The sequence below is a fragment of the Propioniciclava sp. genome (genome assembly GCF_047602245.1).
In the GTDB taxonomy this organism is placed as follows: Bacteria; Actinomycetota; Actinomycetes; order Propionibacteriales; family Propionibacteriaceae; genus Propioniciclava.
The window spans coordinates 2,096,400-2,120,894 of sequence record NZ_JASGHT010000001.1; the positions used below are offsets into that span (position 1 = coordinate 2,096,400).

Annotated in this window: 21 protein-coding genes, 1 tRNA gene and 2 pseudogenes; 16 read left to right on the forward strand and 8 right to left on the reverse strand. The window is 67.0% G+C overall.

What is annotated here, in order from left to right:
* The first annotated feature begins 3 nt into the window (after window positions 1-3).
* Both ahpF and QM708_RS09965 read left to right on the forward strand, forming a co-directional pair.
* Window positions 4-1,617, forward strand: a complete 1,614-nt coding sequence (ahpF, locus tag QM708_RS09960; RefSeq protein WP_415107573.1) for an alkyl hydroperoxide reductase subunit F — start codon at window positions 4-6, stop codon at window positions 1,615-1,617.
* 61 nt (window positions 1,618-1,678) lie between these two features.
* Window positions 1,679-2,593, forward strand: a complete 915-nt coding sequence (locus tag QM708_RS09965; protein WP_415107576.1) for a LysR substrate-binding domain-containing protein — start codon at window positions 1,679-1,681, stop codon at window positions 2,591-2,593.
* 23 nt (window positions 2,594-2,616) lie between these two features.
* On the opposite strand, the gene QM708_RS09970 is transcribed toward QM708_RS09965, so the two are convergent.
* Entirely contained in the window at window positions 2,617-3,846 is a 1,230-nt protein-coding gene (locus QM708_RS09970) for a S1C family serine protease (RefSeq protein WP_415107579.1), read from the reverse strand.
* Window positions 3,847-3,934: 88 nt separating this feature from the next.
* Window positions 3,935-5,095, reverse strand: coding sequence for a S1C family serine protease (locus QM708_RS09975; RefSeq protein WP_415107582.1), 1,161 nt, complete (start codon window positions 5,093-5,095; stop codon window positions 3,935-3,937).
* A 130-nt stretch (window positions 5,096-5,225) separates the two neighbouring features.
* Between QM708_RS09975 and topA the strand changes: the two genes are divergently transcribed.
* The 6 genes from topA to QM708_RS10005 all read left to right on the forward strand — a co-directional run bounded on the left by topA (window position 5,226) and on the right by QM708_RS10005 (window position 12,614).
* On the forward strand, window positions 5,226-7,919 hold the full coding sequence (topA, locus tag QM708_RS09980; protein ID WP_415107585.1) for a type I DNA topoisomerase: 2,694 nt from the start codon (window positions 5,226-5,228) through the stop codon (window positions 7,917-7,919).
* Window positions 7,920-8,355: 436 nt separating this feature from the next.
* The gene (locus tag QM708_RS09985) at window positions 8,356-8,601 is read left to right on the forward strand and encodes a helix-turn-helix domain-containing protein (RefSeq protein WP_415107588.1); all 246 of its coding nucleotides are present in this window, start codon (window positions 8,356-8,358) and stop codon (window positions 8,599-8,601) included.
* Window positions 8,598-9,596 (forward strand): SRPBCC family protein, encoded by a 999-nt coding sequence (locus QM708_RS09990; RefSeq protein ID WP_415107591.1) that lies wholly within the window; start codon window positions 8,598-8,600, stop codon window positions 9,594-9,596. The genes QM708_RS09985 and QM708_RS09990 overlap by 4 nt, the downstream gene beginning before the upstream one ends.
* Before the next feature lie 57 nt (window positions 9,597-9,653).
* Window positions 9,654-9,851, forward strand: coding sequence for a hypothetical protein (locus tag QM708_RS09995; protein ID WP_415107594.1), 198 nt, complete (start codon window positions 9,654-9,656; stop codon window positions 9,849-9,851).
* A complete protein-coding gene (locus tag QM708_RS10000) occupies window positions 9,851-10,237 on the forward strand; it encodes a type II toxin-antitoxin system death-on-curing family toxin (protein WP_415107597.1) in 387 nt (128 codons plus the stop codon). Before QM708_RS09995 ends, QM708_RS10000 begins: the two co-directional genes overlap by 1 nt.
* A gap of 160 nt (window positions 10,238-10,397) precedes the next feature.
* Window positions 10,398-12,614, forward strand: coding sequence for a FlgD immunoglobulin-like domain containing protein (locus tag QM708_RS10005; protein ID WP_415107600.1), 2,217 nt, complete (start codon window positions 10,398-10,400; stop codon window positions 12,612-12,614).
* 90 nt (window positions 12,615-12,704) lie between these two features.
* Here QM708_RS10005 and QM708_RS10010 read toward each other — a convergent pair.
* Together QM708_RS10010 and QM708_RS10015 are read right to left on the reverse strand one after the other, a co-directional pair.
* Window positions 12,705-13,832: pseudogene (locus tag QM708_RS10010) on the reverse strand (NUDIX domain-containing protein); the annotation flags it as partial.
* Between the two features lie 171 nt (window positions 13,833-14,003).
* A complete protein-coding gene (locus tag QM708_RS10015; RefSeq protein ID WP_415107603.1) occupies window positions 14,004-15,455 on the reverse strand; it encodes a catalase in 1,452 nt (483 codons plus the stop codon).
* Between the two features lie 134 nt (window positions 15,456-15,589).
* On the opposite strand from QM708_RS10015, the pseudogene tmk reads away from it, so the two are divergent.
* From tmk to QM708_RS10040, 5 genes and pseudogenes are all read left to right on the forward strand, one after another.
* Window positions 15,590-16,213: pseudogene (gene tmk, locus QM708_RS10020) on the forward strand (dTMP kinase); the annotation flags it as partial.
* A 140-nt stretch (window positions 16,214-16,353) separates the two neighbouring features.
* Complete coding sequence (locus QM708_RS10025) at window positions 16,354-17,535, forward strand: DNA polymerase III subunit delta' (RefSeq protein ID WP_415107606.1); 1,182 nt, start codon at window positions 16,354-16,356, stop codon at window positions 17,533-17,535.
* Window positions 17,536-17,615: 80 nt separating this feature from the next.
* Window positions 17,616-18,377 (forward strand): DoxX family protein, encoded by a 762-nt coding sequence (locus QM708_RS10030; RefSeq protein ID WP_415107609.1) that lies wholly within the window; start codon window positions 17,616-17,618, stop codon window positions 18,375-18,377.
* 84 nt (window positions 18,378-18,461) lie between these two features.
* A tRNA-Thr gene (locus tag QM708_RS10035) sits at window positions 18,462-18,537 on the forward strand.
* A gap of 68 nt (window positions 18,538-18,605) precedes the next feature.
* A complete protein-coding gene (locus tag QM708_RS10040) occupies window positions 18,606-19,100 on the forward strand; it encodes an NUDIX hydrolase (RefSeq protein WP_415107612.1) in 495 nt (164 codons plus the stop codon).
* Window positions 19,101-19,118: 18 nt separating this feature from the next.
* Here the strand turns inward: QM708_RS10040 and QM708_RS10045 are convergent, their stop codons facing one another.
* Entirely contained in the window at window positions 19,119-19,799 is a 681-nt protein-coding gene (locus tag QM708_RS10045; protein ID WP_415107615.1) for a PIG-L deacetylase family protein, read from the reverse strand.
* A gap of 335 nt (window positions 19,800-20,134) precedes the next feature.
* Between QM708_RS10045 and QM708_RS10050 the strand changes: the two genes are divergently transcribed.
* From QM708_RS10050 to QM708_RS10060, 3 genes are read left to right on the forward strand one after another with little or no spacing between them, the layout of a single operon-like run.
* Window positions 20,135-20,383: a hypothetical protein gene (locus QM708_RS10050; RefSeq protein ID WP_415107617.1), complete on the forward strand. Its 249-nt coding sequence runs from the start codon at window positions 20,135-20,137 to the stop codon at window positions 20,381-20,383.
* Between the two features lie 6 nt (window positions 20,384-20,389).
* The gene (locus QM708_RS10055) at window positions 20,390-21,625 is read left to right on the forward strand and encodes an ATP-binding protein (protein ID WP_415107620.1); all 1,236 of its coding nucleotides are present in this window, start codon (window positions 20,390-20,392) and stop codon (window positions 21,623-21,625) included.
* A 47-nt stretch (window positions 21,626-21,672) separates the two neighbouring features.
* Window positions 21,673-22,629, forward strand: a complete 957-nt coding sequence (locus tag QM708_RS10060) for a hypothetical protein (protein WP_415107623.1) — start codon at window positions 21,673-21,675, stop codon at window positions 22,627-22,629.
* Between the two features lie 79 nt (window positions 22,630-22,708).
* On the opposite strand, the gene QM708_RS10065 is transcribed toward QM708_RS10060, so the two are convergent.
* From QM708_RS10065 to QM708_RS10075, 3 genes are all read right to left on the reverse strand, one after another.
* Window positions 22,709-23,203, reverse strand: coding sequence for a hypothetical protein (locus tag QM708_RS10065; RefSeq protein ID WP_415107626.1), 495 nt, complete (start codon window positions 23,201-23,203; stop codon window positions 22,709-22,711).
* A gap of 251 nt (window positions 23,204-23,454) precedes the next feature.
* On the reverse strand, window positions 23,455-24,000 hold the full coding sequence (locus tag QM708_RS10070; RefSeq protein ID WP_415107629.1) for a transposase: 546 nt from the start codon (window positions 23,998-24,000) through the stop codon (window positions 23,455-23,457).
* Window positions 23,991-24,182 (reverse strand): hypothetical protein, encoded by a 192-nt coding sequence (locus QM708_RS10075; RefSeq protein WP_415107632.1) that lies wholly within the window; start codon window positions 24,180-24,182, stop codon window positions 23,991-23,993. The genes QM708_RS10070 and QM708_RS10075 overlap by 10 nt, the downstream gene beginning before the upstream one ends.
* Between the last annotated feature and the right edge of the window lie 313 nt (window positions 24,183-24,495).

Sequence of the window (24,495 nt, forward strand, 5' to 3'; positions counted from 1 at the left end):
TCGATGGCGCTCGATCAGAACCTGGCGGTGCAGGTCAAGGCCCTGCTCGCCAACATCGTCCATCCCATCGAACTCGTCGCCTCCCTCGACGGCTCGGCCAAGTCGGCCGAACTGAAGGGGATCCTGGAACAGATCGCGGCGATGAGCGACGCGGTGTCCTACCGCGAGGCGTCCGGCGCCGAACGGGACGCCCGGGTGCCGTCGTTCGCCATCGCCCGGATCGGCACCGGCATCTCCGTCCGCTTCGCGGGCATCCCGCTGGGCCACGAGTTCACCTCGCTGGTGCTGGCTCTGCTGCAGGTGGGCGGCCATCCCAGCAAGGCGGCCGTCGAGACGCTCGAGCAGATCGCCTCGCTCGAGGGCGAGCACCACTTCGAGACCTTCTTCTCGCTGTCGTGCCAGAACTGCCCCGACGTGGTGCAGGCGCTCAACCTGATGAGCATCGTCAACCCCTCGATCACCCATGTCGCGATCGACGGGGCGGTGTTCCCGGCCGAGGCCGAGGAGCGCGGCGTCCTCGCGGTGCCGATGGTGTTCCACAACGGCGCCTCCTTCGGCAGCGGCCGGATGACGCTGGAGGAGATCGTCGGAAAGCTCGACGCGGGCGCCGCCGAGCGTGCCGCCGCGTCGCTGGCCCAGGAGGCTCCGTTCGACGTGCTCGTCGTCGGCGGCGGCCCGGCCGGTGCCACCGCTGCGGTGTACGCCGCGCGCAAGGGCATCCGCACCGGTCTGCTCGCCTCGCGTTTCGGCGGGCAGGTGCTCGACACCATGGCGATCGAGAACCTGATCTCGGTGCCGCACACCGAGGGGCCGCGCCTGGCGTCCGATCTGCGCCGGCACGTGGACGCCTACGACGTCACCACCATCACCGAGCAGAGTGCCGAGCACCTGATCCCGGCCGGCGACGGGCGTCCGTTCCTCGGCGTCGAGCTGGCCTCCGGCGTGACCCTGTCGGCGCGGTCGGTGATCGTGGCGACCGGTGCCCGCTGGCGCACCATGGGCGTCCCGGGTGAGGACGAGTACCGCAACAAGGGCGTCACCTTCTGCCCGCACTGCGACGGGCCGCTGTTCAAGGGCAAGCGCGTCGCAGTGATCGGCGGCGGCAACTCCGGCGTCGAGGCGGCGATCGACCTGGCCGGCATCGTCGAGCACGTCACGGTCGTCGAATACATGGACGCCCTGGCGGCCGACGAGGTGCTGCAGCGCAAGCTGCGCAGCCTGCCTAACGTCGAGGTCGTCCTCGGCGCGCTGACCACCGAGGTGGTCGGCGACGGCTCCGCGGTGACCGGCCTTGAGTACCTGGAGCGCGCCAGCAACGAGCGGCGCATGCTCGACGTCCAGGGGGTCTTCGTGCAGATCGGCCTGCTGCCGAGCACCGAATGGCTGCAGAGCAGTGGTCTGGAGCTGTCCTCGCGCGGCGAGGTGGTCACCGACGAGCGCGGACGGACGTCGATCCCCGGCGTCTTCGGCGCCGGCGACTGCACGACCAGCCCGTACAAGCAGATCGTGGTGGCCTTCGGCTCCGGCTCGACGGCGGCGCTCAGCGCCTTCGACCACCTGATCCGCACCAGCGCGACGGACGCCGACGAGTCGGTGTCCGCGGGCGCCCGCACCTGAGCGAGCGCGGGAGCCAGGCGAGTGTCACCCAGGGTCGGCGCACCGCGGACGGGGCCGGGTCATGAACCTTCGTGATCTGGAATACCTCGTCGCGGTCGCCGACCACCGCCATTTCGGCAAGGCCGCCGCGGCATGCGGCGTCAGCCAGCCGACGCTGTCGGCGCAAGTGAAGAAGATCGAGAACGAGCTCGCGGTGGTGCTCATCGAGCGCACCTCCGGCGGGCATTTCGTCACCGAGGTGGGGGCCCGGATCGTCGCGCACGCGCGCACCATCCTGCGTGAAGCGGACGCCTTGCGCGCGGTGGCCGAACAGGCCCGGGCGCCGCGGACCGGCCGCCTCAGCCTGGGGATCTTCCCGACGCTGGCGCCCTACCTGCTGCCGCACGTGCTGCCGGGTCTCACAGCGGCCATGCCCGGCCTGGCGCTGGGCATCGTCGAGGACCGCTCCTCGGTGCTGCTGGAGAAGCTGACCCAAGGCGACCTGGACGCCGCCGTGCTGGCGCTCCCGGTCGCGGGCGGCGATCTGGTGGTCGCGCCGCTGTTCCGCGAGGAGTTCGTGCTCGCCACTCCGGCGGGCCACCCGCTCGACGCGGCACCCAGCGCGCTCGCGGCGTCCGATCTGGCCGGGGAAGCGCTGCTGCTGCTCGAAGACGGCCACTGCATGCGCGACCAGACGCTGCAGGTGTGCGCGACCACCGGCGCCCGCGAACAGACCGGCTCCCGGATCTCGACGGTGGAGACCCTGCGCTTCCTGGTCGCCTCCGGGGCGGGCATCACCCTGCTGCCGGCGCTCGCGGTCGCGCCCCCGGTGTTCCACCCGCCGACGGTCACCCTGCATCGCTTCGCGGATCCGGCCCCGCACCGGACCATCGCCCTGGTGTGGCGCCGTTCCGACCCGCACGACGCCCTGCTGGGTGAGGTCGCCGAGGTGCTGCGCGTCCTGCCGCCGGGGTTGGTGCACCCGCCCGAGGCCTGACCTCCTCCCCGGGCGGGGGCCGGTCACGCGACCGGGCTCGACCCGAGGGTGACGGTGGCCGAGTGACGGACGCCGTCGGCGTCCAGCCAAGTCAGCGCCACTTTCTGGCCGGGTTCGCGTGGTTCGAGCGCGGCGGCGAGTTCGTCGTGGGTGGTGACCGCCTGGCCGTCGATCGAGGTGATCGTTGACCCCACGGTGAGCCCGGCGCCCGCGGCGGGACCGCCGTCGGCGACCGAGGCGACGGTCAACGAGGACGACGCCACCGAGACGCCCAGGTAGGCGCGGGGACCGATCCGTACGGTTCCGGACTCGTGGCCGGCGCGGATCTGGTTGATCACGCTCATGGCGTCCTCGATCGGCACCGCGTAGCTGACATTGGTCGTGGCGACCGCGCGCCCGCGATAGCCGGGAACCGCCGTCGTCGTCTGCCCGCCCGCGGTCGTCATGCCCGCCACCTCTCCTTCGTGATCGAACATGGGCCCGCCCGAATCGCCGGGCTCGGCGGCCGCATCGGTGGCGATGACGCCACTGAGGTTCTCGGCCTTGCCCTCGTTGGAGACCTTCACCTGCTGCTCCAGGGCGGTCACCTGACCGGGCGCCGCGATGAGCTTCCCGCCTCCGGAGGCGTTCCCGACCGCGGTCAGGGCGTCGCCGACCGCGAGGTCGTCGTCGTCCAGCGTGACCGTGGCCAGGCCGGAGGCGTCCTGAAGCTGAATGAGCGCGACATCGCGTGCGGCGTCCCAGCCCACCACGGTCGCCCGGTACTGCTCGCCGGTGTCGGCGATGGTCGCGGTGAGCGAGGTCGAACCCTCCACCACGTGGTAGTTGGTCAGCACCTGCCCCGAGGACGTCAGCACCATGCCGGTACCCGCCCCCTCACCCGAGGGCATCGTCGAGTTGATCAGGACGACCCCGCGGCTCTGCGCGGCGGTCGGCTGCGTCGTGGCGGACGCCGTCGCCGGCGAATCCTGCATGCCGGACGCCGCCCCGGGCTGCCCGGAGGAGCCAGAATCGGAGGAACCGGACTCCGACGAGCCGGCGCCGGAGGAGGAACCGGCCTGGGGCCAGGTGCCGCGCTCCCAGCCCGGGCTCGAGTCGCTGCCGCCCGGTGACACCGGGCGCACCCACGCCGACGGCGTCCGCACCGTGGGAACGATGCTCTCCGCGGCCGGCGCCGTGAGGGCGGGGACGACGAGCGCGACGGCGCACACGCCGGCGACCGTGACCATGCTCAGCTTGGTTGACGTCTTCATGCCTGCCAGCACACGTCCGGCACCTGTGTGCGGGCTATGAGTCAGCATCGCGCTCGTTGTGAATCCCTCGGCGCGCCGGAGGTCGCGGCTAGTTGAGCGGCGCCGCGGTGAGCGTGATCGGGCCGGAATGGTGCTGGCCGGTGTCGGTGGTCCACTCGAGGGTGATCGTGGTGCCGGGCTCGATGCCGTCCAGCACCGTCGACAATTCGGCGCGGGTACGCACCCGCTGGCCGTCCACTGCGGTGATCACATCGCCGGGCCGCAGGCCGGCCTTGGCGGCGGGGGTGCCGTCCGTCACGCGCGACACGGTGACGGCGGCGCTGTCGTCCGCCTCCACGATGATGCCCAGGTAAGCCTTGGGGCCGATCACGACCGTGCCGGACTCATCGCCGGCCAGGATCTGGTTCACCACAGCCATCGCCTCATCGATCGGAACCGCGTACACGCGCCGGTCCGTCTCCTGGTCGTCGCCGCCACCGGCGGTGGTCATGCCGAGCACCTCGGCGTCGGCGTCGAACATCGGCCCGCCGGAGTCGCCGGGCCAAGCGGGCGCGTTCGTCTCGATCAGGCCCTCCAGCCGCTGCAGGGGATCCTGCTCGGTGGCGCCCTTGACGTTGATCGAGCGGCCGAGCCCTTGCACGTTGCCCCGGTGCGCCGAGACGTAGCCCTGGCCGTTGGCGTTGCCGGCCGCGATCACCACATCGCCGACCGTCACGTCGTCGGTGTCGAGGGTCACCGTGGGCAGGTTGCGGACGCCGGGCAACTTCAGCACGGCGACATCCTTGGTCGCGTCACGGCCGACCATCTGTGCAGTGATGCGGCGTCCGGTGTCGGCGATGGTCACCTTGATCGAACTGGTCGACCGCACCACATGGTAGTTGGTGAGCACATAGCCGTCGGGCGAGACGATCATGCCCGTGCCCGCCACCGAGTCGGCCGGCGTCATGCCCTGGATCAGCACGACCCCCCGGGTGAGCGCCGGGGTGAGATCGACCGGCCCCACCGACTGCTCGGGCAGCGCGGGGAGTGGGAGGGGAACCTGGGGCGAGCGCGCCGGAACCGGCGGCAGCACCGAGCCGCCGGGCGGCGGATTGAGCTGGTTCCAGGTGTTCGTGAACGAGGTGCGCAGGGCCACGAGGGTGCCCGCCTGGGCGACCATCGCGAGCACGACGGCCACCACGACGGCGACCAGTGACGGCGGCCGCGACACCGGCCGGGGCGGGCTCGGTGGGGGCCAGGGCACAGTCACGCGGCCAGTCTAGGCTTGGGCGGCAAGGGCGCCCTGGTCCTGCCCGCCTTGGCCGGAAGCGCTACCATCGCGTCTCGTGTCCTCGTCGTGAGCGGCGAGCGCAACCCCCAACTCAGCAGGAAGCAAGATCGTGGCCACAGATACCAAGCGCCGACTCGTCATCGTGGAGTCGCCCGGCAAGGTGCGCAGCCTCACCCAGTATCTGGGCGACGGCTACCTCGTCGAGGCGTCCATCGGTCACGTGCGCGACCTGCCCACCGGGGCGGCGGAAGTGCCCGCTAAGTACAAGGGGCAGAAGTGGGCGCGCACCGGCGTCGACGTCGACAACGACTTCGAGCCGCTGTATGTCGTGCAGGCCGACAAGAAGGCCACGATCCGCAAGCTCAAGGAGGCCCTCAAGACCGCCGACGAGCTCTACCTCGCCACCGATGAGGACCGCGAGGGCGAGGCCATCGCTTGGCACCTGCTGCAGGAGCTGAAGCCGAAGGTTCCGGTCAAGCGGATGGTGTTCCACGAGATCACTCCCGAGGCAATCCGGGCCGCCGTGGCGTCGCCGCGCGAGCTCGACGTCGACCTGGTCGACGCCCAGGAGACCCGCCGCATCCTTGACCGCCTCTACGGCTACGAGGTCAGCCCGGTGCTGTGGAAGAAGGTGATGCCACGGTTGTCCGCCGGCCGGGTGCAGTCGGTGGCGACCCGCCTGGTGGTCGACCGTGAGCGCGAGCGGATGGCGTTCCGCTCCGCCAGCTACGCCGACCTCGAGGTCACCCTCGACGCAGGCCCGGACGCCACCCCGTCCGCCTTCACCGCCCGGATGGCGAGCGCCGAGGGCCGCAAGGTGGCCGCCGGACGCGACTTCAACTCGGTCGGCGCGCTGACCGCCAAGAACGCGCTCCACCTCGACCTGGACGCCGCCCGGCTGCTCGCCGACGCCTTCACCGGCGCCGGCGTGGTCGTCGACTCGGTGGAGGCCAAGCCGTACACGCGGCGTCCGTATGCGCCCTTCCGCACCACGACCCTGCAGCAGGACGCCGGCCGCAAGCTGGGCTTCACCGCGCAGCGCACCATGTCGGTCGCGCAGTCGTTGTACGAGGGCGGCTTCATTACTTATATGCGCACCGACTCGACCACGCTGGCGGCGTCGGCGGTCGAGGCGGCGCGCGCCAAGGTCGTCGAGCTGTACGGCGCGGCCTACCTGCCCGAGCGGCCGCGCACCTACGCCTCGAAGGTGAAGAACGCCCAGGAGGCGCACGAGGCGATTCGTCCCTCGGGTGAGTTCCGGACGCCGGAGGCCTCGGGCCTGCGCGGCGACGAGCTGCGGCTGTACGACCTGATCTGGAAGCGCACCCTCGCCTCGCAGATGAAGGACGCCGAAGGCCAGACCGTCACCATCGCGATGACCGCCACGCCGACCGCGACCGTGGAGGTCACCGACGCCAGCTCGGGCGAGATCGTGCCCGTCGGCACGGCCGGGCTGACCGCGTCCGGGCGGACGATCACCTTCGCCGGGTTCCTGAAGGCCTACGTGGTCGGCATCGAGGAGGGCGACACCTCCGACGACGCCACCGCGAACCTGCCGGCCCTGACCGCCGGCCAGTCGCTGGATGTGGCCGGCATCGAGGCCCAGGGCCACGAGACCCGCCCGCCGGCGCGCTACACCGAGCCGTCGCTGGTGGCGAAGATGGAGGAGCTGGAGATCGGGCGACCCTCGACCTATGCGTCGATCATCCGCACCATCACCGCTCGTGACTACGTGTTCAAGAAGGGCTCGGCGCTGGTGCCGACCTGGCTGGCGTTCGCGGTGACCCGCCTGCTGGAGGAGCACTTCTCGCGTCTGGTCGACTACCAGTTCACCGCCGGCATGGAGGACATGCTCGACGAGATCGCCGCCGGCAACGCCAAGCGCGTCGAGACCCTCAAGCAGTTCTACTTCGGCGGCGAGGGCTACGACGGCCTGGAGAAGCTGGTCGGCGAACTGGGCGACATCGACGCCCGCGCCCTGTCGACGTTCGCGCCGGTCGGCGGCGAGGCGTCCGGCATCGCGGTGCGGGTGGGCCGCTACGGCACCTACGTCGAGGACGCCGAAGGCAACCGCGCCAACGTGGACGAGGACCTGCCGCCCGACGAACTGACCGTCGAGAAGGCCCGCGAACTGCTCGCCACCCCGTCGGGTGCCGAGCGCGAGTTGGGCCTCGACGAGGCGTCCGGGCATCCGATCGTGGCCCGCAACGGCCGCTTCGGCCCCTACGTGACCGAGGTGCTGCCCGAGGGCTCGCCCAAGTCGGCCAAGCCGCGCACCGCCTCGCTGTTCAAGGACATGTCGCTGGACGGCGTCACGCTGGAGGATGCGCTGAAGCTGCTCAGCCTGCCGCGGGTAGTCGGCTCCGACGCCGAGGGTGTCGAGATCACCGCGCAGAATGGCCGCTACGGCCCCTACCTGAAGAAGGGCACCGACTCGCGCTCGCTGGAGAACGAGGACGAGCTGTTCACCGTCACCCTGGAGCAGGCCGAGGCGATCTTCGCCCAGCCCAAGGCCCGCGGACGCCGCGCCGCGGCCGGCCCGCTCAAGGAACTGGGCGCAGACCCGGTCTCCGGCAAGCCGGTCGTGGTCAAGGACGGCCGCTTCGGCCCGTACGTGACCGACGGCGAGTTCAACGCGACCTTGCGCAAGGCCGATTCGGTCGAGGCGATCACCTTGGAGCGCGCCGCCGAACTGCTCGCGGAGAAGCGCGCCAAGGGCCCAGCCCCGAAGCGGACCACCCGGCGCGCGGCGACCAAGACGACCACGAAGACGACGACTCGTAAGACGGCCACCAAGAAGTAGCTTCAGATGAGGACCTGTCCGCTGTGCGGGGCCACCACGGTCGCCCCGGAGCGGTGCAGGCCTATTCTCCGACCACCGATCAGTGGTACGAGATGACCTGCTCGGCCTCGAACCCTGTGGTCACCTGTCAGGGTGGCGTTCGCGCCCGGGTGCTGCTGTACGACGGGCGCTTGATTCCGAGGAAGTGATCTTGCCGGCCCGAGTGGGACTCAGGTGTGGTCGTTTTCAGGTGGTGCTCGGCGGCGGATCTACGTCAGGACCACGTTGTGGTCGTTATGAGAGCCCTTCATCGGACGTATAACGACCACAACGTGGTTCCGACTCGGACTGAGGCCGAAGACCCGCCTGAAAACGACAACAACCTGGTCCGAAGGCTTCCCCGGCCCTGTTAGCAATCAAGGTTGACATCATCGCATTAGCAATCTAAGTTGACAGCATGGAGTCATTGCAGGTGGTCGAAGTCGCGGCGGACACCCGCGATCCGCGTGCCGGGTTGCGGGCCGTCGCCTCGCTCCGTGCGCTCACCGAACGTCTCGAACTGGCCCAGGTGGAAGCCGGGCTGCGAGCGGGGATGAGCTGGCAGGGCGTCGCGGATGCGCTGGGCGTGTCGCGGCAGGCCGTGCACAAGAAGTACGCCAAGCGGATCGACCCGTCGATCCCGGTTCAAAGGAGGAACAGATGAGCAAGTTCATCGCGGCGGCAGCCACCAGTCACACGCTGTCGGTGGCGGCGATGGAGGAGGCCTCGCGCCTGGGCCAGCATGAGGTCGACATCGATCACCTGTTGCTCGCGCTGGTGATCAACGAGCAGGTGGCGGGCCAGGCGCTGAGAAGCCTGGGCCTCACCCTGGAGGGCGCACGCGAGGCGATCGCCGCCCAGCATGCCGAGCAGTTGGCGTCCCTCGGTGTGACGGCCGAGCCGCCGGCACCGGGAAGGATCAGGTTCCACGAGTCCGGCACCTATGACTGGGGCCCCCGGGCGCTGGAGATCATGAGGCGCGGCACCGAGGGTAAGAAGCGCGGCGACGCGGCGGCGGTATTGCGCGAACTCGTCACCGAGTCGAGCGGCTTCATCGAGGAGGTACTGCACCGCCTCGGCACCACGCCCGGCGCGGTCCTGGCGCGGCTGGACGAGGCCGAGCGTTCCTCGGTGAAGACGCCGCCCGCCGCCGAGCCGGAGCCCCTTTCCGGTACCTCGGAGAGCTTCGTCCCGGCGCCGGTCGAGCAGGTCTGGGCCTTGCTGGCCGATCCCGCGCGGATGCCGGAATGGGAGCCGGGCACCGGAAGCGTCGAGGACACCCCGGACCAGATCGGCGTCGGGGCGACCTGGCTGGCGCACGCGCCCCAGCAGCGACCCGACGGCAAGCCCGTCGGGGTGAAGCCTGCGTTTCAGACGGCGATGGTGGAGGTCACCGGCCTTGAGGATCACCGCTATCTCGAATGGCGTTTCGCCTGGATGGACGCGCCGAAGGCGAACACCCGGCGGATCCGGATCGAGCTCGCCCCCGCACCCGGCGGAACCCAGCTGCGGCTGAGGTCCGCCTGGGAACTGACCTCGGCCCCCGCCCGGCGTCCGGTGCGGCGCGTGATGGGATGGGTGATGCGCCCGCTGTACCGCTACGCGCTATGGATGCAGTGCGGGCAGCTGACCGGCGCCATCAGCCGCGCCTTCCGGTGAGCCGTATCCACCCGAAGCCATGAGTGCAGAGATGGTATCGGGCGGTATCATGTGGCTATGGCGATGACACTGCGACTCTCTCCTGACCAGACGGAGCGACTTCGACGGGCGGCGGCGCACGACGGCCTGTCGATGCAGGCGGCTGCCATCAAGGCCGTCGATGAGTACGCGAGCCGCCGCACGCGACTCCGCGATGAGCTGTTGGCAGAGATCATCGCGGACGACGCCGGCGTCATCCAGCGCCTGGCGCAGTGATGGCTCAGGTCGATTATCTCGATCTGGAGGACCTGCTGGTGGTGGCACGGGCGTTGCTCGGAGATTCCCTGGAGATCCGCGATATCGGGCTGTTGGAGTCCGCGCTCGCCCGGCCGCGGGTCACGGTATTCGGTGAGGATGCCTACCGGACCATCCACGAGAAGGCCGCGGCGCTCCTGGATTCAGTGGTGAATAACCATGCCCTGGTGGACGGGAACAAGCGCCTGGGCTGGGTAGCGGTGCGACTGTTCTATGGCCTCAACGGCTGGCAGCTGGGCGGCACCGAGAATGAGCGGGTCGCCCTCGTTCTGGCGGTCGCGGACGGCTCCCTTCAAGATGTCGCCGTGATAGCTGGGCGGCTGGAGCGGCTGATCACGCCTCGCTGACTTCTCGTCGCCGAATGAGTGAACTCAGAGGCGGTTGTACTTCGTGGCGTGGCCTCGCGCTTGGGAAGTAAGGACTTTCCCCACCCCGAGCCGGTGTGCTCTCTTAAGCTTTCTGGCATGCCCAACGAGGGGCTTCTGTTCTCAGAAGGGTTTCGTCACCATGGCGGTGACCGATTCCGGTGGCGCCGTGGTGCGGACGTTGGAAAGCAGGGTGTCTCGTTCGCCCGGGCAGACGTATCAGTTCTCGTGGGATGGCCGCTCCGACGATGGCGTCGTCGTACCAGATGGAGTCTACGTGGTGCGAGGGCTGGTAGAGAATGATTCGGGAGCCGGTTCAGTGGAAGTCGAGGTGGGGGTGGATACCCGGCCTCCGGCCGTCTTGATCTCACCGGAGGCCGGTGTGACATTGTCGGCCGATGAGGCGCCGTGGGTGGTGAAGCCCACGCCGGGCATCCGGGTGATCGGTGTATCGGTGTCCTGCGAGTCGCCTCTTGGATGGGACTATTCGGGTACCCCGCGCGCGGACGGATCGTTTGCCGGAGAAATGACTTTGCGGAGCTGTGACGGTGGCCCTAATGGTGTTGTGATGGACGTTCATTTCTATGATCAATTTGGTGTGCAAAAGAGATGGAGGTCGCCGAGCGTTCCTGTGGTTGTGTCCATTGCTCCGTCGCTGCTGTGGGCTCACGCGGAGTCTCGGCTTTCGCCGAATGGTGACGGCTGGGGTGATCTGGTTCATTTCAGCTACTTCGTGACGAGGCAGGCGGACGTCACCGTGGTGGTGGTCGACGCCGATGGGAGAACGGTGCGGACGTTGGAGAGCCAGGTCCGGCGTGAGAGCGGTTTCGACTACTGGTTGACGTGGGACGGGATGTCGGATTCCGGCACGGTCGTGCCGGACGGCGTTTATGGCGTACGAGCGAGAGCAACGAATGATATGGGAGTTGGTGAGGCGCCGCGTGTCGAGGTCAGCGTGGATGCGAGGGTGCCTGCTGCTCTGGTCTCGCCGGATGCCGGCGTGACCGTGGCGGGCGGCGTCCGATGGGTGGTGGAGATCACGCCGGGTGTGCGTGTGGATGAAGTGGGTGTGGGTTGCCGGGCAGGCTCCGGCGGGAGCATGTCAAGGTCGCCGGATGCAGATGGACGGTTCTCCGGAACTCTCGATGTGTCGAGATGTCGTGACGGAGCCAACGCTTTGATCGCAACGCTCTATGTCCGCAACGAGGTGTGGGGCACTTCTGAGATCGTGGGGAAGGCCGCTGAAGTTCCGGTCACTGTAGTGGCTCTCCCAGGGGTCGAGATCATGCAATTTGCGTCGTATATCTCGCCGAACGGCGATGGTCAGGATGACGTGAAGTCCTGGCGGTATCGTCTCTCGCAGCCTGCGTACGTGACGATGACGGTGGTTGACGGAAGTGGCACGGTGGTGCGCACTTTGGAGAACAAAGTATGGCATCCGAACACTGCCGACTACTGGTCTGAATGGGATGGGAAGTCGGATGCGGGTGTGGTCGTTCCCGATGGTGTGTATCGAGTGCGAATTCAGCCTTCGAATGCTTCAGGGGACGGCGAGGCGGGAGAGCTGAGAGTGGGCGTGGATACGCGGATCCCAGCAGTCCTGACGTCGCCTGCGCTGGGTGACGTATTGTCGGGTGAGCGTCTGTCGTGGGTGGTGACCCCCACTGTGGGTGTTGCTGTGAATCAGGTGCGTGTGTCGTGCCGGTCGAGTATGAACTGGTCTTCTTTGGGTGCGGCGCGTCGTGCGGACGGCACGTTCAGTGGCGTTCTGGGCACGCGGAATTGTCTCGATGGTGCCAATGGTCTGGCTGTGACCGCGTATTATTTGGATGAATTCGGTGCCTCGCATGCGTGGGTGCTGCCCGAGGTCCCGGTGAAATTGTCCACTGTGCCGGTGCTGTGGTGGTGGGATTCTTCGCCCTCATCCCTGTCGCCCGATGGTGATGGGCAGAACGACGTAGCGTCATGGATGTACAACGTGTCGCAACCTGCACGGGTGACCGTAACGGTGCATGATACCGACGGTGTGGTCGTGCGGACGCTGGAGGACGGGGTGTCGCGCGCGGCCGATCCTGACCATTGGGTCTCGTGGGACGGTAAGTCAGACGAGGGCGTGTTAGTGCCGGATGGTAAGTACACCGTTCGGGCGCGCGCATCGAGTGCTTCGGGTGGTCGGGACGCGCCTGTCCTCGAGGTGGGGGTGCGTACGGGGGCCAAGCGTGCTCTACGCGTCGTCCGAATTCCCGTCTTCGTTTCGGCGGGCCAGGGACCACAGCCGACGCAAGACGGCGTCGTCGACGGTGGATGCGGCCTCGTCCGGGGCCGGTGCCGAGGGATCGCCGTGGACCTGGGTGTGTAACTGCTCCATCCGGCGGTCCAGATGCTCCGCGACCGCGGCGGCCGCGGCGAGATCGGCGGCCAGGTCGGCGGGCACGTCGCCGTCGTACTTGTAGAAGATCTTGTGCTCCAGGCTGGCCCAGAAATCCATCGCGATGGTGCGAATCTGCACCTCGACCGCGACCGGCACCGCGCCGGTGGACAGGAACACCGGCACCTCGATGATGGCGTGCAGGCTCTTGTAGCCGTTCGGTTTCGGGTTGGCGATGTAGTCCTTGACCTTCAGCACGCGCACATCGTGCTGCGAGGTGAGCGCCTCCAGGATGCGGTAGGTGTCGGCGATGAAACTGCAGGTGATCCGGATGCCGGCGATGTCGGTGATGTTGGCCCGGATCGACTCGAACGACGGGTCGATGCCCCGCTTGACCACCTTGTCGAGGATGCTCTCGGGCGTCTTCACCCGCGACTTCACATGCTCGATCGGGTTGTAGCGGTGCAGGTGCAGGAACTCCTCGCGCAGGATGGTGACCTTCGTCATCACCTCGTCCGCAGCGAACTGGTACTCCATCATGAACCGGGTGAAGTCGTCGCGCATCTTGCGCACGAAGGCGCGCATGGCGGCGTCCGTCGGCATCGCCACCCCGTTCGCCTCGGCGGCGCGCAGGCCGTGCTCGACGAGGGTGCGGACGCCTAACGCCGGCGGGTTGCCGGCCACCGCCGCGGGCAGCGCAACGGCGGGCAGACCGGAGGCGGGAATGGAGCCGGACGGCGAGGCGCCGGTGCCGGCGTCCGGAGCCGGGAGGGCGAGGGTGTCGGACGCCAGCAGCGCCGGGATCACGTGCTCGACGATCAGCGGTGCCAGCGCCCAGGGCGACCCGGGGTCGTCGTACCGCTCGCCGGACGCCGCGGGCGCGCCGTTGGCCGCGGTCACGGCGTCCGCCAGCGGCAGCCAGCGGATCTCCTCGATCTCGCCGGACGCCGCGGGTTCGCCCGAGAATGGGCTGGTGAACACGTCGGAGGTGATCGTCCAGCCCGGTTCGTTGGCGGCATCGGCCGAGAACCGGTCCAGCAGAGCCACCCCGGCCGGATCGAGCGTCAACGCGACCTCTTCGGAGACTTCGCGGACGGCGGCCTCCAGGTGGGTCTCGCCCGGTTCGACCTTGCCACCGGGCAGCATGAAGGTGGAGGTTCCGGTTTTGCGGACGACCAGCAGATGCCCATCCGCATTGCGCAGGGCCATCGACACGACGAACAGATTCACACTTGGGACGCTAACAGACGTCTCAAGGACGATCCGGTGCCGCGGACGCCCCGTCCGCGAGCGGGGCACCGGCCTGGTGCGGTCTGGTGTCGCTTTTCATACCCCAGGGGATAGGTAATGCAGCACCAGAGCGCACACGCGGCGTCCGGATCAGCGTTTGCGCACGTTGGCTTCGATGCGCGCGCCCACGTTCTTGTCGATCGATTTCCAGTACCGGATCGCCCGGTCGAGCACCTGGCCGGACACTCCGGCCAGCGCGCCGGTGACCGTCTCGACCAGGCGGTCACGCGCGGCGGCGTCGAACACCTCGCGGACCAGGATGCCCGCCTGGCCGAAGTCGTCGTCGGCGGCGCGCAGCGTGTAGGCCTGGCGCACCATCTCGCCGTCGGACTCCCAGCCTTCGGCGACCTTGCCCTGCGCCTGTGCCGACTCACGCCCGAACGAGTTGGGCGCGTACACCGGGGCATGGCCGGAATGGTGATAGGCCATGTTGCCGTCGAACATCCACTGATTAGTGGCCCGTCCGCCCTTCACCCCTTGCGGCTGGTTGACCGGAAGCTGGTGGAAATTCGTCCCGATCCGGTAGCGGTGGGCGTCCGCGTAGCCGAACGCGCGGCCGAGCAGCATCTTGTCGGGCGACAATCCGATGCCGGGAACCAGGTTCGACGGCGCGAATGCGGCCTGTTCGATCTCGGCGAAGAAGTTGGCCGGGTTCTCGTTGAGTTCCAGGACGCCGACCCGCACCAGCGGGTAGTCGGCGTGGGGCCACGTCTTGGTGAGATCGAACGGGTTGATCCGGTAGGTCTTCGCCTCCTGGTACGGCATGATCTGCACCGACAGCGTCCACTTGGGGTAGTCCTTGCGCGCGATCGCCTCCCACAGGTCGCGGCGATGGAAATCGGCATCCTCGCCGGCCATCTTCGCGGCCTCGGCGTTGGTGAAGAACTTCATCCCCTGCTGGGTGTGGAAGTGGTACTTCACCCAGAAGCGCTGGCCCTTGGCGTTCACCCACTGGTAGGTGTGCGAGCCGTAGCCGTTCATGTGGCGCCAGGTGCGCGGCAGGCCACGGTCGCCCATCAGGTAGGTGACCTGGTGCGCCGACTCCGGCGACAGCGTCCAGAAATCCCATTGCATGGTGTTGTCGCGCAGGCCGTTGGACGGCAGCCGTTTCTGCGAACGGATGAAATGGGGGAACTTCATCGGGTCGCGCAGGAAGAAGACCGGGGTGTTGTTGCCGACCAGGTCGTAGTTGCCCTGGGTGGTGTAGAAGCGCAGCGAGAAGCCGCGCACGTCGCGCCAGGTGTCGGGCGAGCCCAACTCGCCGGCCACCGTCGAGAACCGCAGCAGGGTGCGGGTCACGGTGCGGGGTTGGAACACCGCGGCCTTGGTGTAGGCGGACACGTCGTCGGTGACGGTGAACTTTCCGAACGCGCCCGAGCCCTTGGCGTGCGGACGCCGCTCGGGCACGTTCTCCCGGTTGAAGTGCGCGAGGGTCTCCACCAGGTGCGCGTCGTGGAGCAGCAGCGGGCCGTTGGGTCCGACGCTGAGGGAATGCTCGTCGCTCTCGACCGGTGCGCCGCCGCTGGTCTGCGAATGAGTCATGTCAGATGTCCTTCCGTGCGAGTCAGGAAACGCCGATACCCGACCAGGCTGGCACCGTTTCCGCCGTCCGGTGCGCCTTCGCCGGCAGCGTTCCCGAATCGTGACGCTCACTCATCCCCGTAGTCGCGCTTAGGATGACCTACGTGAGCGGAACTTTCGTGGTGTTCGAGGGCGGGGACGGGGTCGGCAAGTCGACCCAGGCCGGCCTGCTGGCCGGATGGCTGGCCGATCAGGGCCGCGAGGTGGTGCGCACCTTCGAGCCGGGCGACGGCGCGGTGAACGCGCGCATCCGCGAGATCCTGCTCAGTCGTGCCACCACCGGCCTAGGCCCGCAGGCCGAGGCGTTGCTGTTCGCCGCCGACCGTGCCCAGCACGTACATGCCCTGATTCACCCGGCGCTGCAGCGCGGCGCGGTGGTCGTCTGCGACCGCTACGTCGACTCGACGCTCGCCTACCAGGGTGCCGGCCGGGTGCTGGACGCCGCGGAGGTCGCGCGGATCAACGCCTGGGCCACCGAGGGGCTCACCCCCGACCTGACCGTGCTGCTCGACCTGGAACCGGCCACCGCCCTCGCGTCGGCCGGTGAAACCGGTGGGCACGACCGGATCGAGGCCGCCGGCACCGACTTCCACGCCCGCGTCCGTCAAGGATTCCTCGACCTGGCCGCCCAGGCCCCGGAGCGCTACCTGGTGCTGCCGGCCCGCGAGCCGATCGCTGCGCTGCACGAGACCATCCGGGCGCGCGTCGCCGCGCTGCTGGGCGGCTCAGGCGCGGTGCCGGATGTCGCCTCAGGTGCAGTGCCGGATCTCGCCGGAGGCACGGTGCCGGATCTCGCCGGAGGCACGGTGCCGGATCTCGCCGGAGGCGAAGTGTCAGACACCCCGGGCAGACTGATCCCATGACGACAACGCAGCCGGGTGTGAAGACGTCCCCGCCGGTGGGCCAGGGCGTGTGGGCCGAACTCGTCGGCCAGCATCGCGCGGTCGAGGTGCTGCGCCGGGCCGTGTGCGGGGAGTCGCACGCGATGACGCACGCCTGGCTGATCACCGGGCCACCTGGATCGGGCCGCTCGAACGCGGCCAAGGCGTTCGCCGCGGCACTGCAATGCGCCCAGGGTGGTTGCGGCGCATGCACGGTGTGCCGCACCTGCCTGTCGGGCGCCCACCCCGACGTGACGCTGGTGCGCACCGAGCAGTTGTCCATCGGCGTCGACGAGGTGCGCGACCTCGTCCGGCGTGCCGCGATGAACCCGACCTCGGGCCCCCACCAGGTGCTGGTGGTCGAGGACGCCGACCGGGTCACCGAGCGTGGCGCGGACGCGTTGCTGAAAGCCATCGAGGAGCCCGCGGCCCGCACCGTGTGGGTGCTGTGCGCGCCCACCGCCGACGACGTGATCGTCACCATCCGTTCCCGCTGCCGCCGGGTCGAACTGTCCACCCCGAGCGAGGCGGCGATCGCGCGGCTGCTGGCCGAACGCGACGGCGTCCCCGGCGACATGGCCGGGCATGCCGCGCGGGTGGCGCAAGGGCATATCGGACGGGCGCGCGCGATCGCCCGCAGCGAGGACGCCCGCAACCGGCGCGCCGAGATCCTCGCCATTCCCGCCCAGCTGTCCACGCTCGGCGCCTGCCTGAAGGCGGCGGCGAGCGTGGTCGCCGCGGCGTCCGAGGAGGCGTCCGCGACCACCGCCGACCTCGACGCCCGCGAGAAACAGGCGCTCTCGCAAGCCCTCGGCATGGGCGCCAAGGGGGCCCGGCCGCGGCATGCGCAGGCGGCCCTGCGGGAACTGGAGGACCAGCAGAAGGCGCGCGCCAAGCGCCTCCAGCGCGATGCGCTCGACCGGGTGCTCACCGAGTTCACCGGCTACTACCGCGACGTGTTCGCTTTGCAGACCAACGCCTCGCAACGGCTGATCAACGCCGACGTGATCGACGATCTCACCGCCGTCGCCGGCCGCACCCGGCCCGAGCAGACCATCGCCAGCCTGGACGCCATCCTTGCCTGCCGGCAGGCGCTGGAGACCAACGTCGCCCCGCAGTTGGCGATGGAGTCGCTGATGATCGGCTTGCACGCCGCCTGAACCCGTGTCGCTGCGAGGGTTCGGCCCCGAGCTTTGGGACGATGGATACACCCCATCGCCTTCGAGCAAAGGACTTCCTCATGGTCGACGACCGCACCGACGAGCACCCCGAGTCTGCGGATCAGTCTCACACCTGGGACGCCGAAGCACCCGGCGCCACCGAGCAGCCGGACGGGGGCGAACCCCCCGCCGGCACGGACGCCGCGCTCGTGCCCGCCGCGGTGAGCGCCGAGCATGAGCGCCTGGTCGCCGAGCGCCAGGCGCGCCGCGAGGCCCGGATGGCCGCGCTCTCACCGGCCAGCGAGGATCCGTCGCTCGTCTACCAGCAGCATTCCTCCGAGGCGGGTGCGCCCGCGGCAGCAGCGACGCAGGTCGCGGCAGAGCCGGTGAAGGTGATCCAGCGCAGCACCGACCAGTTCGCCGGTTCGCTCGGGCTGTTCCTGCTCCGGCTCGTCGTGGCGGCGATCATGGGGTACCACGGCGTCCAGAAGCTGCTCGATATTCCCGGCACCGCCACCATGCTGGCGACCACGGTCCTGCCTGCGCCCGACATCATGGCCATCGTGATCGGCTCCGCCGAGGTGCTGGCGGCGATCGCCCTGCTCTTCGGCGCGCTGACCCGCGTCGCGGGCCTCGGCGTGGCCCTCGTCACCGGCGGGGCGCTCGGGTTCGTGCTGTGGGGGCCGTGGAGCATCTTCCCGGCCGGGCAGCCCGGGTTCCTCGGCGAACTGGAGTTGCTGCTGGCCGCGGCCGGTCTGGTGTTCTTCTTCGTCGGCGCCGGCGGCTGGTCGGTGGACCGCGGCTTCGCCGCGCGCCGGGCGGCCGATCGGGCCGACGGCTGAGCGTCCGCGACCACCAGCGGCCCGGTTTCACGCCAGCGCCCACCCGTTGCTAGAGTTGGGCCCCGGCCCGCTCGCACGGGCCGCGCCACCTTAGCTCAGATGGTAGAGCGACGCACTCGTAATGCGTAGGTCTGGGGTTCGATTCCCCAAGGTGGCTCCACGCTTCACCCTTGTTTCACCCATCCTGGCCGCGGCCGGCGGCCCCGCACACCCCGAGGTGATCCCCGCATGGCCACTCCCGATTTCATCCTCGAGCTCCGCGCCCACGTCGGATCGATGCCGCTGTGGCTGTCCGGATCGGCGGCCGGTATCCATCGCCTGAGTGCGGACGGGCGCACCGAATGGCTCTTCGTCCGCCGGGCCGACAACGGCCGATGGTCGGTGCTGACCGGCATCGTCGACCCCGGCGAGCACCCAGCCGAGGCGGCGGTGCGCGAGGCGTCCGAGGAGGCCGGGATCGACGTCGAGGTCGAGCGGCTGGTCTGGCAGTCGGTCACCGACCTGGTCACCTACGCCAACGGCGATCAGACCCGCTACATCAACCACATCTTCCGCTGCCGCTGGCTCGGCGGCGACCCGCGGCCGGTCGACGGCGAGAACACCGAGGTGGCCTTCTTCCCCGAGGGCGAGTTCCCGCCCTTGTCGGACGAGCACACCCGGATCATGGCCGTGCTGGTCGCCGACGCCCCCGAATGCGGCCTGGGTGCTTTGCCCCACGCCTGAGGCGTCCGTTCGGCGCGGTCAGCGCAGGCGGTGGGCGCGCACCAGCACGGCGTTGCCGAGACCCACGGACGCGCCCGCATCGGCGAGCATCGCGGGGATGAAGTCGGCCGGTGCCGGATGCCCGGGCAGATCGGCCAGGTAGGCCTGGTGCGCGCTGAGCGAGGCGACCGCGGCGGCGACGTCGGCGTCCGACACCTCGATCGCGTGCGTCGGGTCGGCCGTGCCGCCCACCAGCAGCCAGGTCGGGCCCCACTTGGCCAGGCCCTCGCCGCTGGCCAGCTCCGGGAAGACCCAGGTGTTGTCGGCGTCGCGGCAGGCGTCCAGCGCCGACAGCCCGGCGGCGCGGTGATCGGCCTGGTTGAGGCCCCACGGCGCCTCGGCGTCCCAGTTCATCGTGATCACCACGTCGGGACGGAACCGGCGGATCTCGCGGGAGATGTCCCGGCGCAGATCCAGATCCGGCATCAGCATCCCGTCGGGATGCCGCAGGATGGTCAGCCGCTCGACGCCGACCTCGGCGCAGGCCCGGGCCTGCTCGGCGGCGCGCAGCGGACCCACCTCGGCGGGCGGACGCTGCATGCCGGCCTCGCCCGCGGTGAGCAGCAGGTAGCCGACCTCCACTCCGCGGCTCGTCCAGCGGTGGACGGCCGCCGACATGCCGTACTCCATGTCGTCGGGGTGGGCGACGACGGCCAGCACCGGCTGAAGTCCTCCTCGGGCAGGGGCAGAATGACGGATCGATCGGTCATCTTCCCAGCGTAGTCCCGGTCCAGCTGGCCAGCAGAGCCCAAGACAACGGAGGCCGAGCTTCGCCATGGCCCGCTCAGCAACGAGGATGAGGATGGCGAAAAAACGATGAGTGAACTGAATGCTCGAAGCATGTGCGCAGGCAGCTTGGCCGGGCTGGCGCGCGGAGGCCTCGGGGGTCCGCCTGAATATCCGCGCCCTCGCGATGGCGCGATATTGCGATGCGCGGATGCGTGTGCTAGTGTCAACTCAGGCTCTCGCCGAGGGTCGATGGGAGGATGTAACTCATGGCTGACAAGCTCACGAGTGTGCGCTTTGATTCAAATACTCTCGACAAGCTTCGACTGCTGGCGTCGTTGCACGAAGATAGTACTGCGAGTGAGATTCGCAAGGCGGTGGCGGCTTACATTGAGAGGGAGACCTCCAGTGAAGATTTCCATACGAAGGTTGAGAGGAAGCAGGAGAAGTTGCGCCGGGAGCATGACGAGCTTGCTGAGAAGCTTCTGGCTCGAAGGCCCACCTTACCGTCGAAGTAAGCTCTCATGTCTATCAATCCAGTGCGTTGGCAAGATATCGGGTTTGATGGCAGTCCCTACTACGTACATCCCATTTCTCCCGATCCGGATGGCAACGGAATGTTTGTCGGGCGAGACGCTGAACTGGCGCGACTGAAGAGTCAATTGAGGAACACCACTCTGCATCCCTGCATTGAGGGGGAAAGTGGAGTGGGGAAGACTAGCCTGGTTGCGGTCGCTGGTTACCAACTCCAAAAGGAGTTTGTACGAGGTGTCGAGGTGGCTCCTTTCGCCCTGGTTCGCAATCCATTTCAACTCACCCCGGAAACGACTTCGCGTGAGTTTACGTCAAGTGTGATTCGGGAACTGGCCCATGCTTTCAACGACCATCGTCATCGTATCGACTCCCAGCGGAATCCCTTTCCTTCTGTTGGTGAGCTGGAGGCATGGGTCAGTCGCCCTGTCCAAAGTGATGATTTCCAAAGTGTTGTTCGATCTTGGTTGTCGAGGGCTTTTCCATCGAATCTGGGTGGAGGGTTTATCTGTGTTCTTGACAACCTGGAGCTCGTCCGTACGTCGGCGAGAGCGCGTCAGGTTCTTGAAGAAATGCGAGATGACGCTCTGGCTCTTCCCGGTGTTCGTTGGGTGCTTTGCGGGGCGAAGGGAGTCGTGGAGCATGGTACCTCCTCAAGTCGTCTGGAGGGTCGCCTTGCCACCCCGATGAAGCTGCGGCCACTGGGGATGGAAAAAATGCCTCTCCTTATCAATCGGCGCATCTCGGTGTTCCGGCGAAGTACGGATGCAATCGCCCCAGTCCAGGAAGAAGGATTTTCCTTCCTTTATAAGCGCCTGGGTCATAACCTTCGGGCTGCGCTGAACTATGCCGAGAACTTTTCCGTAGAGATGCTCGTGAGGAATCAGGTGTTCGCCGACCGGGAGAAGATGTTTAAACTTCTCAAGGTCTGGGTAGGTGGGCAGGCAAGAGAGAAGATAGATGTCTTGAGCGGGCATGTTAGTGAGGGTCACTGGGCGATTCTTCGTGAAGCCAAGCGGCTCGAGCCCGAACGCATCTATGCAAACATGTATCTTTCTTTCGGCTTCGCAACCGCAGCGAAATTCCGACAGTACCTGCGAGATCTTGAAGCGGCTGCCCTAGTGACGCGAGCGTCGCATGAGGGCGACCAAAGATACAATGCGTATACGATTACTCCCAAGGGTGCGCTCTGTCTGCATGAACTTCCGGGCGGGGCTGCGCTAGACTGAAGTCAATCCCGGATTCGACCCGATGTGAAGCAGGAAGAGGGGCAAGGGTGGCTGTTGTGGACACGCTGGACTGCTTGGAGGCGCTCAAAGAGTCGTCAAAGCACGTCATCCGGTTCCTGGAAACCAGTACAGGAATGCTGCGCATTGCGCAGCATGAAGGTCAGTTTCATACGGGAGACGATCCTATCATAGCGGATAAGGATACCCATCTTCAGTTTGAGGAACGCCTTCGTAAGAGCCAATTTTGGCCTGACTTAAATATTTGGGGAGTCGTAGGTGAGGAGCGAATAGTTCAGCAGCCGAAGTACTTTACTCCTGGCGCCCGTGTTATTGTTGTCGATCCGCTAGATGGATCGACTGCGTGGGCTATGGCTAGGCAGGCTTACTGTGTTGCGGCACTATCGCTCCTCGCTGGAAGGGACAGAAGGCTCGCACTTGAGTGTGCGGTGATTTCCACGCCCGTTCATACATTTACCTATTCGGCAGAGTCTGCAGAGTTCTGTTATGGTCCGACGTCCGCAAGTAAGGGGGATGCGGAGGCGGAAATCTATGATTATCTTATTCAGTCCACCGTTCCGGAGACGGACGTTCGTCCGCGCTCGCTTGCGTTTAATGGGTACAAGAAGCAAGATAGGAAGTTCGCGCTGGAATTGATGAGAGAGTTATCTGATTGGGATATTCTCACCATGGGTGGCAATCCGTTCACCCCCTATGTCGCGTTAGGAAACCTCACGGCAGTGATGAACACGCGTGCGCAGTGCACTTGGGATGCCCTGGGGACGTTGATGTGCACGGCGACTGATGCGGTCGTAGGAACGATCGATGGCACGGTTGTAGACGGAGGGGCTTTTAATACGCTTTTCAATAAAGTTGCCCTGGAGGGAAATGTTAAGCTGATTCCGCCAATGATTGTAGCGAAGAACATGGATGCCTTCAATATTGTCTCGGATGCTGCAGGGAAGGCTTTTTCGATTGCGGGAGCACCGATGTTCGACGGCCTCTGAATGGGCTGGGTGTCAAGGCTCGCGGTGTGGAAGGAGCAGGTGCTGTATCCCCTGAATTTATTGGAGTTGTGGGATTGGGCTAAGGTTTCCAGTTTGGGTCAAGGGGGATCGGATTCGTCCCTGGTTGCACCTTGTATCGCACGCCTGATATTGTGAAATGGATTTCAAGAGGTTGGATCTCGGATGGCGTGTCGAGTTCTTGCGCTTTTCCGTTTTCGAGGATGCTGTGATATTTGTCCTGGCCCTTCCAGCAAATTTCGGTCAATGGGTGCCCTGAATTGTTTAGGAGCATCCAGTTGCCATGTCTCTCAAGCTCAACATTGGGGTTGAGGTAGGTCGCGGACTTAATTGTGTCGATGCGATCGTCGGCCCACATCTTGATGGTGATTAGAATCGCCAGTGTTGGGATGATTGCGGCTGCCCAATCGCCATATGTTCCCCATACGGATGGGTCTGCTCTTAAGTTGTTGAAGGTGCCACCAATTCGCTCAAGAATCAGGTCGGCGACCATAATGGCCGGAATGCTGCACGCAATGGCAATAATGTAGGTTCCCGAACGTGATCTCTTCAGCATGTACGCATGTTACGCGTTGTGTCCCGAGGAGGGCAAGTACAACACTTGGCCTAGGTCATTTATGGTGATTTTCGGTGGTGGGTTCGTTGTGACAATGTGGCGAGGTCTATTCTGTTGGTGGACGTGTGCCCTGGTCCGGACGGTGCTGGGTGTGTGACCCGGTATATGAGGTGACGACGACGTCACCTACACAAGCGGTCGCCAAGGCGCTACGAGAGCTTGTGCCCGCTCTCAGCGATCGCGCTTAAGGCTCAAGCCTGAGTTGGACCTCTCGGGCTGATTTCTGGATCTCTGATGTGTTGTGCCTTGTCGGAGGGTTTTGGGTGGGGTGTTTGGGGCACTAATCGGCCGGTAGGATCAGGCTTGTAAGCCCGTTTCTGCGAAAGGTCCGGCGACTTCGAGCGCAGGATGGTGCGCGGTCCGCGCTGGTGGGTCTTGAACTCATCAAAGGCCGACTCGATCTCCCAGCGTCGCGAGTAGGCCGCGGCCAGATCGGTAGCGGTGGCCTCTCCGGGATCCAAGATGGTCGTGAAGAGCCGATGACTCGTGGCGTTCTCGCGGCCGTCGTCGAGGGTGTACTCGGTGAAGCGCACCCGCATCGGTTCCGCGGCCCGTGTCGCTGCGGAATGGGTCTGTCGTAGGTCGGCCAACCAAGAGCCATCCGGCAGGTCTTCGACGTGGACCGGCTTGGGCCCGGACTTGTCGGTACGGATACGCCGCAGCATGTCCACTCCGGTCCCGATCGCTTTGCGCCACAAGGCGTAGGAGAAGAACCCGCGATCCGCGGTCAGCAGCATCCCGCCGCCAACCGCTCGATGAGACGATCGGCCAAGACCGCCTCCGACTGTGAGCAGGTGCCGGCCTCGGCGGCGAACACCGCATGCGTGCAGCACTCAGCCAACGCGACGACACGCGCCTGCGTGAACGCTGCCTGCTCGCCCTTGTTGACCCCGGGACGGCCGAAGTGCTCGGCATTCACCGGTGTGTCGGCAACGTCGACATGTGCCGTCGATCGCGACCAGACGACGCCCGGCCAGCCACACCCCCGGCATCGCATCGGTACCGATCGGCTTGGCGACCCGCTCGAACAGCGCCGCCACAAGGCTCAGCACTCAACCGAGCACGGGCCTGGATGACGGCCACGCCATGAGCCAAGTTGCTGCGGGGAGCGGGCGCTCCGGGCCGCGGGCGGATGTCAGCCCAGTTCGCTGGCCAACAGCCATATCCACCGTAGGACGCGGTATCGAGACGCGGACAATGCAACAGTTGGGTAAAGGCGTCCCCCCTGAGGC